The organism is Nostoc sp. CCY0012, assembly GCF_963920855.1.
In the GTDB taxonomy this organism is placed as follows: Bacteria; Cyanobacteriota; Cyanobacteriia; order Cyanobacteriales; family Nostocaceae; genus Cyanocohniella.
The window spans coordinates 17,565-30,625 of record NZ_CAWUDM010000075.1 but is presented as its reverse complement, the minus strand read 5'-3'; the positions used below and the strand labels follow the sequence as shown (position 1 = coordinate 30,625).

Below are 13,061 nucleotides of genomic sequence, written 5' to 3'. Positions count from 1 at the left end.
AAATAACCAAGCCGTTGGAAGGATTTTAGCATGACCATAAAACTAAGAAATCCTTCGTGGCTCTTAGTTTTGGACTTTGCAAACTTGATTTCTGCACTTTGTGGTGTATAAAGCTCTGCAAGCTCTTTCGGGTTGGGAAATTGTTTGAATTTAGGATATGCAGTCCGGTCAATTAAGGTCATTTAAGTGATATTAGCAACATAAAAAATCCCAAAAATAACTAGATAACGGTTGATCCCTCACTGTTCAACCCCATAGTATTTTATATTCTTTGGGATACAAATAATTAATTGAATTAATTTCCGCACTTTTTTGGTGAACAATGCTGTTTTTGCAGATGATGAATAGGTAGTAAAGGTTGATTCTAACTGTCTGGGTTTATCAGAATATTTAAAGCATGACGTGCGGCTGATTCTGCTTTTTGTGAAGTAACTTTCTGATAACGTAAAGTGGTTTGAATACTTTCATGTCCCATGAGTGAGCGTAACTCTTCTATACTGATTAATCCTACCCGTTCGGTAGCATAAGTGTGACGTAAATCATGGATGCGTACACCGTTTAATTCGGGATATGTGCTGGTAGTTTTTCGCCAATAATCATGCAATGTGTAGTAGCTAATTCTACTGACTTTGAGGGTGACTGGATGTTGTGCTGTAAACAGTGCGTCGATATTTTTATGGCGTGAGTGCTGGAAATATTGATCTAAGGATTTGGCTGCATCATCACTATAAAAGCACCAACGTTGTTTGTTTCCTTTTCCCAATACCTGAAATTTTTGATTTTTGATATCTAGGTCTGATAAATTCAGGGCTAAAAGCTCTCCAATTCTGCATCCTGTGCGATGCAATAAATGAATTATTGCAGACATCCGCAGGTCATCTTTGGTTACTTTGTAGAGTATATTTAGCTGTGAGGGTGTTAGGTATTTTATTGTATCGTCGCTTTTATGTTCGCCTTTTTCTCGTTGTGGGGGACGCTGTTTTAATCCCCGAATTGGGTTAGATTTTATATACCCTTGCTCAACTGCAAAGTTAAATAGGCTTTGCAGTATTGCTTGATGCTTGTGGTGGGTTGTGTATTTTAAATGTGAAAGTGTATCTAGATACTCAACTAATGTTTGCTTACTGATAATTTCGATTGACCAACTTCCATACTCTGCTAGTAAGCTCAAGAGAGTTATTTCGTAGGTTTTGATGGTACTGGGTGCTAACCCAGTCCGTTCTAAAAATTTGACGGCGACGGTGGCTAATGTGACAGCTTGCTTCACTGAAAAAAGTGTGTTTTTAGCAAGGTAATTTATTCATAAATTATATATCTTTAGGTAAGAGCATTGACAGCATTTTATGGATACTTTTAAGACACCAAAACCTGGAGAATCTCTTGCTGACTATGTTTTGCGGATCAGGAAGGGACTCAATTTAACTCAGTTTGAGTTAGCCGATGCTGCTGGTATTCATTCTCGGTCTGTGGGCAAGATTGAACGGGGACTGACGATGAAACTCAGCCATAAAACTCTTAGCGGTCTTGCCTTGGCTTTGTCCGTGCCGGTTGAGTATTTGCAGGCTGTTGTTAGGGGGGAAGAGGTTGTAGCAATGCCAGCGATTAAGTTTTGCCCCCAATGTTGGAATCCTGGGGGTGCTGCTGATCCGATGTGGGGAAATGTTAGGGCTAAGTTTTGTTATCTGTGCGGTACGCAGTTGCGGGCTAGTTGTGGGAATTGTGGTGAGTTGGTGGTGTCGTTAAGGTATAAATTTTGCCCACTATGTGGAAAGCCTTATAAGGATGGAAGTGGAAATCGCTGAAAGCTAGATATAGCAACGCTTTCCAGACCATCTTGCAGGTTTTTACACGTATCTCGGCTCAATACCTACTCGTCCTGCTCAGTTGTCGCTGAAACAGATTAAAACAGTTGCAGACGCTGTTATCCCTGGTTTCCGTCTCCAAAGGCATTTGTTCTGGCGGTATTCACTGATTTGGGAAAAGCCTTAGCTTGGTCAAGCCAATTGTCAATTCTAGTGTAATCTACTTCTAGCTGGACTTAGGTATGGGAATACGGACAGACTTAACAGGACTTAGACATGGCAAGCAGTATGCCCAAGCTGTAATCAAGTTTGGGGCTACCCGATATAAAGCGCAATTTTGTCGGGTGACGATCGCACAGTTTAATAAACGGGCGCAACGTATGTGGCAGAAGTTAGGTTTTGAGCAGGTAGAAGAGTTTGCCAAAACTGGTAGTGGCGAAAAGTTTGTGATGATGATTGGCGCAGTCTAAACAAATATCGCCACCTTCAGTTAACGAACACCCAAATGTTGTAGATAACCCATGCACACAAAAACACAATTGCTTCTAATAAAAGCTGCTCGGTAATGGCTGCTAAGATTTCCATGTTAGCTACTGCTTTGTTTGGTGTGATTATTTTCATTTTATATTTTTAGCTGAACGGATAATCGGTATTGATCAGTTGTACAATCTCTCCCATGTATGACGATACCTGCCGATTCCTTGCCGAACACATCTGTGCCGACTTCGCCAGTTGGCTGTTAGGAAAGCCTGTCACGATGACAGAACTCAAACCCTCTGAACTCTCCCTCGATCCGATTCGCGCCGATGCCCTAATTTTGCTGGAATCAGACGAATCTGTTTTACATATTGAGTTCCAGACACTTCCCAAGAAAAATGTTCCATTCCGGGTTTTGGATTACCGCGTGCGAATGTATCGCAAAGATCCAACCAAACCAATGCGGCAAGTCGTGATTTACCTGAAGCAGACTAGCTCTGATTTGGTTTATCAAACGAGTTTCACAATGGAACGCACAACTCATGAATTTGATGTGATTCGGTTGTGGGAGCAACCTGCTTCACTCTTTTTGCAATATCCTGGACTATTGCCCTTTGCTACACTGGGACAAACTGCCAATCCAGCAGAGATATTACGCCAAGCGACTACAATTGCCGATGAGATTGAAGACCCAGCGATACAAGCGAATCTGATAGCAGCCTCAGCAATTCTGGCTGGGTTAAGATTAGAGCAAGACGTAATTTATAGTCTAGTGCGGAGAGACATCATGCAAGAATCTGTGATTTACCGTTCGATTCAGGAAGAAGCAGAGGCAAGGGCAGAAGCAAGAAAACAGAAAGAGATTGCCAATAATTTACTAAGGGAAGGTTTAGCGATAGAGATGGTTGCTCGTGTAACAGGCTTATCGATTGAGGAAGTTCAACAACTTCAACAGCAACTGAATGAGTCTCCACAAAATTAGCCCCAACTGTATCTCCATTAAGGAGTGATGCAAAGATAACTCTGCCCTTGGGAATCAATACCTTCTTTCAAAAGTGCTTCTAACTTTGCTTGTGCCTTGCGTTTTTGGTCTTATTTAACCAAATCCAGAAAATATTCGCCAATGCTGCTATAAGCACCTGTTATCACTTGTACCTCTAAATAAACGCGTACCTCATCAGGTATATCAATACTGATATTCATCGGCGCTCTTGCATAACTACTTTCATTATTATTTTAGTTGACACATCATTCAAGTGGAAAGTCCGGCTGTTAAAGTAAGCTTTAGTTTAATATTTTTACATAGGTTGTTTGTAGAAAGTAGTAATTTATGTCAGGAACACAAGAACAAGAAATCAGGGATTTACGGGCATTAAATTTAACACCAAAACAAATAGCTCGAAAACTAGGTATTAAAGTATCACAAGTGAATGCGGCAATTCAAAATCAAGCACAGCAAACCACATTAGATAGATTAGCTTCAGGAGAATTAGATCCCGTATACCAGTGTTTAGCTAGCGAGAGTCTTATTCAATTGTTACCGAAAATCCCAACAGAAAACAGCATCAAAAATTTGCTCACAAAAATCATACCTGTAAAAAATAATGATGATGATATTGATCGCGGTTTAGGATTGGTAGTTATTGCAAGAGTTGCTCGATACAATCAAATCACGGTCTGTAGTTATCTTTTAGATATATGGTGCTTAGGCATTAAAGATACCATACCACCACGTACAATAGACAGGATAAAATTTAAAGAATTTACAGAAGCACTGTTCGAGCCATTTGGCGGAAAACCGCAAGAGGTTCCCCTTGAAGTTGCTCAAGGGATGATATTTAGTGCTTGCGAATACGCAGAAAGCTTGGGGTTTAAACCACACAAAGACTTTGAAAAATCGCGTTCGCACATTGGAGAATGGGATGGGAAAATACGTATTGAATGTGGTCGTAATGGCAAACCATTCTATGTCAGTGGCCCTCACGATAATCCACAAAAAATTATGGAAATATTGAAGAAAACCAAAGGTGAAGGTAATTTTGATTTTATGATTGGGAGCGCTCCCTATTAAAGATGAGTTTTGGTAAATGCATTCAACTAGCGTTTACCTTTGGGGAGCAACTTCGAGTCCCAGGTGTAAAGTCCTATTTGTTCAGGCACTCTTGAGAATCGTCCTGTACGATGTCCTCGTGATAATTCTTTCACTACCTTGGGCTTGATCTGATTAAATTCTTGACCATCAAGTTCTCCGCACAGTCCATTAATTACTTCAGCTATAGTAAATATTTTACCTGGATTTTTTTCCAGTAAAGAGCTAATGGCATCAATCAGAACTTGTCCAGAAAATTCTCCAATCATTGGGATGAGATTGGTTTTTGCTACTGGTGAAGGTTTTCTATTTTTGCTCTGCTTAGAAGAACTACGACCATTGGAATTGAGTAGTTTCAAATTCAGCGTGTAACACCCAGGTTCGTCTGGAATCAGTGACCATCTACCGCTTTCTTTGCCATGAGTCAATGATGAATGAACTCTACCTTTTACTACTTTCAAAGCTTCTGGCTCTAAATCACCATAGAGCGATCGCATGATCAAACTTATGTGACAGACACTTCCAGCGTGTTTCTGCAATACCTTGAGAATTGCTTCAGTGCGGTTTAGAGATTGGTATTGCGGTAGCATTGGAATTTCTGACCAAGAGAGCGATTTCTCTGGAGATTCTTCTGGTGTCTTTGTGTCCGTAGATATTGACTCTGATGAATCGTCATCTTCTTGTGATTCTGAAGTTTTTGGCACAAAATCAATTAGCTCTACCAATTCAACTGGTTGTTTAATAATGCGATCACTATTTCCTTCGAGTACAGATGTAACTACCTCTTGCTTTGCAAAAGACGACGAATTTTCTGTTGCAGACAGTTGAGAACTAACAGGCTCTACTAAATTAACTTTTGGCTCTGGGGTGAAATCATTATCCTCCAAGGGCAAGTTTTCTAAATTAGAAGCGACTGGCTTATTCATCACCTCTAGAGTTGGCAGGTTGCCGTTATCAGACCAAACAGATAATAATGCTTCTACATGATTGAGATTTGCTAAGGCTTCGGTGTATAACTTTTCGTACTTTCCTACAATAGGAGCATAATATTCTCGTAATTTTAACAGTGGATTAACAAAGCTATCAGGAGCAGAGGGTAATTGTGGTTGATCGTCCATTAACTTTTATTTTCCCCATCCTTTCAATTTTCACGTCAAAAAATTTAACAGGTACTCAAAAGTAGTCAACATTTTGGTGATTCAAGAAGCCAAATATGGTCGTATTTGTTCTTGTTGAGAAGACAAAACTTTCATCGCCTGTTGTTGAATATACCTGACTCGTGATGGAGCAATATTCAGCCTTTCTCCAATTTGCTTCATAGTGAGCTTGCGATTACCTTCCGCACTGTACTCCGCACAATCGCTCCTCAACCCAAACCGCAGTGTTAAAACTTGTTGTTGGATTTGTGAGAGCGATCCTAACCAATTGTCAAAATCTTGTTGAAAAAATTCCTGAATCAGAAGCTCATCTGGAGAGGGGTTTTCATCGGGCAAAATTTCCTGAAGTTCGGTATCTCGCTCCTCCCCAATTCGCACATCCAAAGAAACAAGTGGGCGAAATGCACCTAAATATTCCCAAATCTGATTTGGCTGTGTACCCAAAGCCTGAGCTATTTCTGTGATTGTGGCACTGCGACCCTGTGTTGTGGCCATTTCACGCTGTATTTTTTTAATTTGCAGCAGTTTATCAGTTAAATGCAATGGTAAGCGAACTGTACGAGATTTTTCCGCCACTGCTCCCATGATTGCCTGTCGAATCCACCAATAGGCACAGGTAGAGAATCTGTAACCTCGATTGGGGTCAAATTTTTCTACGGCTTTGTGTAAACCAATCGCCCCTTCTTGAATTAAGTCCAAAAGTTCTAAATTGCACCACTGATATTTTTTGGCTATCGCTACCACCAACCGTAAATTCGCCGTCATCATTTTTTGTTTAGCTTGCTGACCTTGGCGAAGGACGTTGCTTAACTCAGTTTCACTTTTGTCAACATCAGCAGCTAATTCAGCCAAACTTGGCTCACGATCTAGTTGTTGAGTGAGTTCAGCTTTTCGTTGCTCAATTACCATCATCTGCTGCACCTGCCTACTGCAAGTAATCTCTTGCTCTGGGGTTAGCATTGGGTAACGACCAATTTCTCGCAAGTAGACGTGAAGTGGATCAGAACTGTGGCTGGACATAATTTGGGAAAATTTATCCTTGAACACTTGATTTCTCAAGTATCGAAAATCATACCACCTAACTTTCCTCGCTCTTGTAAGTCATTGCTCTAGGTTTACGTTTGTTAAGAGGCACTGGCGATTTCTTGGGAGCTTGCGGTGGACGACATTGCTCACAGTACAACGGACGTGTCCCATAAGTTTCGCGTTCAGTTGGTTGGTCACACTGTTTGCAAATGAATTTGAAGACGCGGGTGTGAATTTCTCGCTTGTGCGCTCGAACTGTGTATTCTCTAACGTCAATGATTTTGCTGGGCATTGAATATAGTAATAGGTTCTTCTTACCAATATAAGCGGTACATTCTGATTAGCCAGCAGATTTTTTTGAGAAAACAGTAACAGCTATCCAAAAATATATTTCTCTTATGGAGTAGTGAGATTTGAGGTAATAACTACTACAAAAGTCAATGTAATTATTCACTTTTATCACCAATTTCACATACTCATACCGTTTCACTTTAAGTTTGATACAAATAGACCGCAGGGGAGAAGTGTTTCGACTACGCTCAACAACCGGGGCAGAAGAGAAATTATTTGTATCATTTATAGGGTGAAATGGTATAACGTTTTAAACCGGGTAACAGTTCTCTTCCAAAACCTACTCTGTTCATTATCAGTATCAGTAATACGTAAGTATTTACCTAATATAAGTTAAAATTTTATCTCTATATTAATTTTTAATTAAGATAAGCCTGAGCTATAGACTATAAGCTCAGGCTTATCTTAAGCTGAGATTACAAAATAAACACCTTGCCCAGCTACCTTGTTTATATCTGTATCAATAAATCAATTAGGTGCAAGCTACCAGATTTTAAACATTAGGACGAAAAACTGTCGTTTCCAGGAGAAACTATGTTATTTTTCAACAAGCTTAGAGCTAATAAAAAACTATTTTTGACTTTAGGATTAGTTGCCTTAGGATTATTCATAGCTCCTAACTCAGCAAAAGCTGTATCAATAGTCCCTTTGACATCTCAAGATGCTGATTCAGATTTTGATGATGCAGATTTTAACTTGTTGCTAGATCAGGGTGATTTCAAAGAGTTGTTCGTCGCTGAGGGTCGAATTGGTAATAATGGTTTTGGCGGAAATGGCGAACGAGAAATAGGCATTAACAGAGATGTAAGGGCTACTGTTGGTGCTGGTCTTCCTGTAGCTAAGGGCGATTTAGTTTGGGGTAATGGTAAAGTCTGGGATTTCAGCTTGGAATATACAGGTAGCAAGGTAACTTACAAAGTTTCTGATAGTAACCAAACATTCCAATTATTAACTCAAGAGTTTAGCGGCCCTGTGACAGATATCTTTTTCCGTACCTTTGCTAATAAAGGTAGTGGTAATAATCTACAAAATAGTGTCTCTTTAACCAATTTATTCTTAAATGGTAAAGCTTTGGGAAGTTTAGCATCAGTAGGTACAAACACTATTGCTGATAGAGATTACCTTCATGTTGATGGTATTTCTACTCCTTTTACGCTAACTGGTAAAACAGCATTTAGCTGGGTAGGTGCTGCGCCTAGTCGTTCTAATCTTGCTTTTCAAATTAAAGTGGGTACTTCTAAATCAGTGCCAGAGCCGAGTACACTTGGTGCTATTTTCGTTGCTACTATGACAGGCGCAGCAGCACTAAAAAGAAAAAAGGTGGCTAGTCAACAGGTATGAATCAACAGTTAGGATTTCGGCAAACAGACAAGACAATCTAAAAAATCATTGCTAAGACAAAAGCGATCGCAATTGATGAATGCGATCGCTTTTTCTTGTTATAAAGATGTCCAAAAGGGTTGAGCAAAGATGAATTTGATAGTTTACCTCCTTCCATAACTGTACGCGAAATTTACTACTACATTGTTATTCCTAGTTATCGTATTTATTCCTAAACTATCTGTATCATACTTTTAGTGAATTGGTATCAGTAATGAATATATGAGCGTGATGCTACTAAAGCTCACATCAAGAAGCAAGATAATCTTCGAGGTGATGTTGTTGGTTACGACGCAGAATAGAGATCGCCTTTTGCATAATTTGGCGAATTCTTTCTCGACTCAAGTTCATCCGTTCACCAACCTGATTTAGACTAAGCGGCTGCTGATTCTCCAGCCCGAAGTACAAAATTAATACTTCCCGCTGGTTAGGGGCCAAAGATGCCAGCATATTATTAACATCATGGCGCAAATGTTCGGTTAGCATTTGTTCTTCGGCTGAGTTATTTTCATCAGGGATAATACTGATTAGTTCGAGGTCTTGCTCCTCCCCAAGTCGTATATCTAAAGAAACTGGTTGGCGAGAAATAGCCATGTAATCACGAATCTGATTCGGATGAAGTTCTAAAGCCTGAGCAATTTCTGGAATTGTCGGACGACGACCCAATGTTTGTGACAGTTCTCGTTGTATTTTTTTGATTTTGTTGAGTTTTTCGGTAATGTGAATCGGCAAACGAATTGTACGCGCTTGTTGGGCAATCGCTCTTGTAATTGCTTGGGTTATCCACCAGTAAGCGTATGTTGATAACTTATACCCTCGACTGGGATCAAACCTTTCAACTCCTCGTTGTAAACCTAATGTTCCTTCTTGAATCAAATCAAGAAACTCTACGTTACGCCGTTGATATTTTTTAGCGATTGAAACCACCAAACGCAAGTTAGCGGTTATCATTTGTTGTTTAGCGTTTTTCCCTTGGTCTAGGATAGTAGAGATTTCTGATTCAGATTTACCAACATAAGCAGACAACTCTATTAAAGTAGGTTCTCTATCTAATTCTTGCTTTAGTTTATCTTTCGTTTGTTCTATAAAAATTGCTTGTTGCAATTGCTGGCTATACATCAATTCTTCATCTCTGGTCAATAAAGGATATTTGCCGATATCTTTCAGATAAATATGAACTAAATCTACATCTTTACCAGACATAATAATTACCTTAAAAACTAGAAATATTATACATTATCTACTTACAAAAATGAATTTTTAATATTTTCTTAATTGATGATTTTCAAAAGTTAATTTATCTCCCACTTTTATATTTAATTCCCCAGCAGGTAATTCTAAAACTTTATTTGCTCTACTGCCAAAATAAACAGGACAAGGGGCTTGATCACAAGGTTGAGCATTCTGCATCACAGTAGTCACAACACTATTATCCAGATAGATAATATCAAGAGGGAAACGAACTTGGTGCATCCAAAACCCAACATTCTTGTACTGGTCACCTAGCTTGAATAACATTCCTTGGTTGCTGGGTAAACTAGCACGAAATTTCAATCCTTTTTCTAGTTCTTTAGGTTTAGTGGCAACCTTTAAATAAAATGTTTGTCCGTTGTGGGTGAATTTTTGAGTAATGGGTAATTGTTGGGGTCGAGTTTGGAGATATGCTACAGTAGGTATTCCAATAATCAAACACATTCCAGATATCGGGCCAGCTATATTTAGAATTCTCAGACTTGTACCATATAGGTCAATCTTTGTTTTTGATATTTGCATAAATCAATTCAAAATTCAACCAAAAATATTTACATTACCAACGCTAAAAACAGATGAATCCACAGAACTAGATGGTAGTCCTTGGAGTTCAGCCTTATTTCGCATGGTTTCAACTTTGTCAGCTTCTCTAATCGCTAAAGGATTAATATTTTTTCTTGCTTCTAACAAAGATGCCAGCGTAATTTCCAGTGGTGGCAATTCATCTAGTACAAAAGTATCCTGGGGAAACATTTGGCAGAAAGTTGTAGCTGCTGCCCTTTCTACAATGGTCTGAATTTCTGCACCCACACAACGCTGCGTTTCTTTGAGCAGTCGTCGCCATTCTTCATCCATGAATGGATTGCCATTACGGAAACGCTTATCAAATCTCGCTAGGTGAATTTTAAATATTTGGTGTCGTTCTCCATTGTTGGGTAAATCGACTTTAAAGATGTCATCAAATCTTCCACATCTAGTCAATTCCGGTGGCAATAAATCCAAATTGTTGGCTGAAGCGATAATTAATACATCACTGGTGCGCTCTTGCATCCAGGTCAACAGCATCCCTGCCAGCCGTCTAGATAAATCATCATCCCCGGCGAATCCTTTATCAAAGTCATCGAGGTAAAATATGATACGGTTTATCCTATCTACCAAAGCTAATAGTTTTTTGAGTTTGTACTCCGCGAGGTTGCCATAACTGCGGAAGTTGCCCCACTCTACGATAATCAAAGGCGCACCCAATCTCTGAGAACAAGCTTTTGCCGAGTGGGATTTGCCCGTTCCTGGTGGGCCGATTAATAAAACACCCTTGGGTAGTCGTAGATTGTAAGCTTTAGCTAATGGTGTAGTCAGTCGTTTGTACTTCTTAAACGATTCCTGCATCAGTTCTAGTCCGCCAACTTCAATCGCTGGGGGCTGAAGAAATTCAACATTGTACACCCGCTTGAGTAGACTGATTTTGTAAGCAGAAAGTTGTGCAACTGCTGTTGTCTTATCGGTGATTACAGAACAGACACCATACTTAATATCTGCAATGTACATTCCTACTGACGCGATCGCTAAATCATGGATTTCCGATTCACTATAAACTGGCGATAAAATTTGCGGTAAATAAGCCGTGATTTCCTCAACTGTTGGCAATTCCTGGGTGAGTGTCGGTACTTCAGCCGCAATATCAGGTGAGAGACTAGCGTTGGGTCCAAGTAAAATCGCTGTTTTGTTGGAGTTACGATTGTAGAGTTTGAGATTAATCAGTGCTGACTTAATCCACTCGGAAGTCAGGAAAAAATCAGGGTCAGTTGTATTAGTCCCCAACCACGGAAATATCCCTTCCAGTATCAAAATGCCTTCCAGGTTGGTAGTTTTCCAGAATCGCAAAATCTCAAAATAATGTTCACGCCTGGATTTAGCGGTAATGGGTTGATATTCTCCCACTGGCCGTAAAGTTAATTCCCCCTCATTAATCTGTAATTGATGAAGATGATCATCTTCCAGTGTCCAGAGATAGCAGGTTATTTCTTGGGCATTACATTCGGCAGCAATACTGGTGAGTAATCGCACTCTCTCTGGCAATGGTGATTCCAGTGCAATCAATGGATTTTTTAGGTGTATGAGGTTGAATAGTTCTTGGACTAATCCAGAGTTCATCGGTTCTTGAGATTAACGTTCTCGTAATCATAAATTTTGTGTAATTTATTATCTACACCCAAATTTACTAACTTCATCTCATACTTTTGGGTGAGAGAAGTGGCTGAAAGCTTGGAAAATCGTTTTGAGAATAATATTGCTACGCAAAAGCCGAGTGAAGTTAAAATCAAGTACCATGAATTTATTGCCACCGGAAATTCGTAGTCAATTACCCAAGCTTTATTCTCAAGAAAATATTCCAGATCCCATTGCATACGTCAAATTTTTTAATCCAAGCTCTAACTGGAATTGGTACGTTACTGAGTTTGATAGTGAAGATACATTCTTTGGATTGGTGCAAGGATTTGGGGAAGAATTAGGATATTTCAGGCTCAGTGAATTGCAAGCATATCGAGGACAATTAGGAATTGGAATTGAGCGTGATTTACATTTTGAGCCAACACCACTATCAAAATTAAAACGAAATTAATTGCAAAAAGCAGGATTGATATACTCAACCTGCTTTGCATAAACTAACCACCTACGCTACGCGAAAAAATCAGAAAAAGTCCTAAAAATTCGCATCATCAAATTTTATTTCAACACTCACTTCCTACGGAAACGCTACGCGAAACGTCAATGAAAAAACATTTTTCTGGAGAAAAATAAATGGATACTCAATCTACACTCACTCTAGCTATTGAAATTGTCTTTTGGGCAATGATTCTGCTGATGATCAATGATTTTGTGACGGGGATTTTCATGAATTTCACTCAACCTCAATATACAGTTATTCCTGCACAAATCCCTTCACCAGTTGCAGAAATCAACGATATTCCTAATCCTGTTGTTGTGGAATCTGAAGCACCTCAAGAATATCAGCCTGAAGAAATTCCTGACCCTTGGAAATTGGAAGTAGAGACTCATACTACAACCGAACCACAAACAGTAGTAATACCATTCCCTACATTGAGATTACTGCCGCCTGCACAGGAAGTACAGCCTCAACCCAAACGCCGTGGCAGACCAAAGAAATCCGGCGACAGTATTCAACCAACTGCTAAGACTGAATCTCGCAAGCGCGGTAGACCTCGTAAATCCGCTTAATTACTCGAACTGTGTGCCTACGGGAGCAAATGTATGTAGGCGCACAGTTACCAGAATTAGGAGGTTTGGAAACCTGACTAAAATACAGCACCTGAATCGCTTCAAAAGCTTGCAATAGGAGGATTATACCTGACTAAAAAACTATTGTTAAAGGCGGTGAAACTAATCCAAAAAATACTTGAAAACCTGACCGAAAACAAACCCCTTGAATAGCTTCAAAAGCTTGCAGAAGGGGAATTATACCTGACCGAAACCTCTATAAAGGAGGTGAAACGAATGGCACTAAAAAAA

Annotated in this window: 16 protein-coding genes; 7 read left to right on the top strand and 9 right to left on the bottom strand. The window is 39.6% G+C overall.

Annotated elements, in window-relative coordinates; genetic code table 11:
- A partial coding sequence (locus tag ACM0OS_RS19890) for a DUF4158 domain-containing protein (RefSeq protein ID WP_414544929.1) occupies positions 1-182 on the bottom strand: 182 nt, incomplete at its 3' end.
- 182 nt (positions 183-364) lie between these two features.
- A complete protein-coding gene (locus ACM0OS_RS19885; RefSeq protein ID WP_414544928.1) occupies positions 365-1,267 on the bottom strand; it encodes a tyrosine-type recombinase/integrase in 903 nt (300 codons plus the stop codon).
- Between the two features lie 76 nt (positions 1,268-1,343).
- Here ACM0OS_RS19885 and ACM0OS_RS19880 point away from each other — a divergent pair, with 76 nt between their 5' ends.
- Both ACM0OS_RS19880 and ACM0OS_RS19875 read left to right on the top strand, forming a co-directional pair.
- A complete protein-coding gene (locus ACM0OS_RS19880; RefSeq protein ID WP_414544927.1) occupies positions 1,344-1,802 on the top strand; it encodes a double zinc ribbon domain-containing protein in 459 nt (152 codons plus the stop codon).
- Between the two features lie 242 nt (positions 1,803-2,044).
- Positions 2,045-2,272: a hypothetical protein gene (locus ACM0OS_RS19875; protein ID WP_414544926.1), complete on the top strand. Its 228-nt coding sequence runs from the start codon at positions 2,045-2,047 to the stop codon at positions 2,270-2,272.
- A gap of 16 nt (positions 2,273-2,288) precedes the next feature.
- On the opposite strand, the gene ACM0OS_RS19870 is transcribed toward ACM0OS_RS19875, so the two are convergent.
- A complete protein-coding gene (locus ACM0OS_RS19870) occupies positions 2,289-2,423 on the bottom strand; it encodes a hypothetical protein (protein ID WP_414544925.1) in 135 nt (44 codons plus the stop codon).
- 55 nt (positions 2,424-2,478) lie between these two features.
- On the opposite strand from ACM0OS_RS19870, the gene ACM0OS_RS19865 reads away from it, so the two are divergent.
- Positions 2,479-3,261, top strand: a complete 783-nt coding sequence (locus ACM0OS_RS19865; RefSeq protein ID WP_414544924.1) for an Rpn family recombination-promoting nuclease/putative transposase — start codon at positions 2,479-2,481, stop codon at positions 3,259-3,261.
- Positions 3,262-3,609: 348 nt separating this feature from the next.
- Positions 3,610-4,350, top strand: coding sequence for a DNA-binding response regulator (locus ACM0OS_RS19860; protein ID WP_414544923.1), 741 nt, complete (start codon positions 3,610-3,612; stop codon positions 4,348-4,350).
- 26 nt (positions 4,351-4,376) lie between these two features.
- On the opposite strand, the gene ACM0OS_RS19855 is transcribed toward ACM0OS_RS19860, so the two are convergent.
- The 3 genes from ACM0OS_RS19855 to ACM0OS_RS19845 form a co-directional block, all read right to left on the bottom strand.
- Positions 4,377-5,486, bottom strand: coding sequence for a hypothetical protein (locus ACM0OS_RS19855; protein ID WP_414544922.1), 1,110 nt, complete (start codon positions 5,484-5,486; stop codon positions 4,377-4,379).
- Positions 5,487-5,567: 81 nt separating this feature from the next.
- Complete coding sequence (locus tag ACM0OS_RS19850; RefSeq protein WP_414544930.1) at positions 5,568-6,545, bottom strand: RNA polymerase sigma factor, RpoD/SigA family; 978 nt, start codon at positions 6,543-6,545, stop codon at positions 5,568-5,570.
- A gap of 58 nt (positions 6,546-6,603) precedes the next feature.
- Positions 6,604-6,843: a hypothetical protein gene (locus ACM0OS_RS19845; RefSeq protein WP_414544921.1), complete on the bottom strand. Its 240-nt coding sequence runs from the start codon at positions 6,841-6,843 to the stop codon at positions 6,604-6,606.
- Between the two features lie 593 nt (positions 6,844-7,436).
- On the opposite strand from ACM0OS_RS19845, the gene ACM0OS_RS19840 reads away from it, so the two are divergent.
- The gene (locus ACM0OS_RS19840) at positions 7,437-8,243 is read left to right on the top strand and encodes a choice-of-anchor W domain-containing protein (protein WP_414544920.1); all 807 of its coding nucleotides are present in this window, start codon (positions 7,437-7,439) and stop codon (positions 8,241-8,243) included.
- A 288-nt stretch (positions 8,244-8,531) separates the two neighbouring features.
- On the opposite strand, the gene ACM0OS_RS19835 is transcribed toward ACM0OS_RS19840, so the two are convergent.
- From ACM0OS_RS19835 to ACM0OS_RS19825, 3 genes are all read right to left on the bottom strand, one after another.
- The gene (locus tag ACM0OS_RS19835) at positions 8,532-9,485 is read right to left on the bottom strand and encodes an RNA polymerase sigma factor, RpoD/SigA family (RefSeq protein WP_414544919.1); all 954 of its coding nucleotides are present in this window, start codon (positions 9,483-9,485) and stop codon (positions 8,532-8,534) included.
- A gap of 57 nt (positions 9,486-9,542) precedes the next feature.
- A complete protein-coding gene (locus ACM0OS_RS19830) occupies positions 9,543-9,977 on the bottom strand; it encodes a DUF192 domain-containing protein (RefSeq protein WP_414544918.1) in 435 nt (144 codons plus the stop codon).
- A gap of 93 nt (positions 9,978-10,070) precedes the next feature.
- Positions 10,071-11,684, bottom strand: coding sequence for an ATP-binding protein (locus ACM0OS_RS19825; protein WP_414544917.1), 1,614 nt, complete (start codon positions 11,682-11,684; stop codon positions 10,071-10,073).
- 154 nt (positions 11,685-11,838) lie between these two features.
- On the opposite strand from ACM0OS_RS19825, the gene ACM0OS_RS19820 reads away from it, so the two are divergent.
- Complete coding sequence (locus ACM0OS_RS19820) at positions 11,839-12,153, top strand: DUF2958 domain-containing protein (RefSeq protein WP_414544916.1); 315 nt, start codon at positions 11,839-11,841, stop codon at positions 12,151-12,153.
- A gap of 179 nt (positions 12,154-12,332) precedes the next feature.
- A complete protein-coding gene (locus ACM0OS_RS19815) occupies positions 12,333-12,770 on the top strand; it encodes a hypothetical protein (RefSeq protein ID WP_414544915.1) in 438 nt (145 codons plus the stop codon).
- Positions 12,771-13,061: the final 291 nt, after the last annotated feature.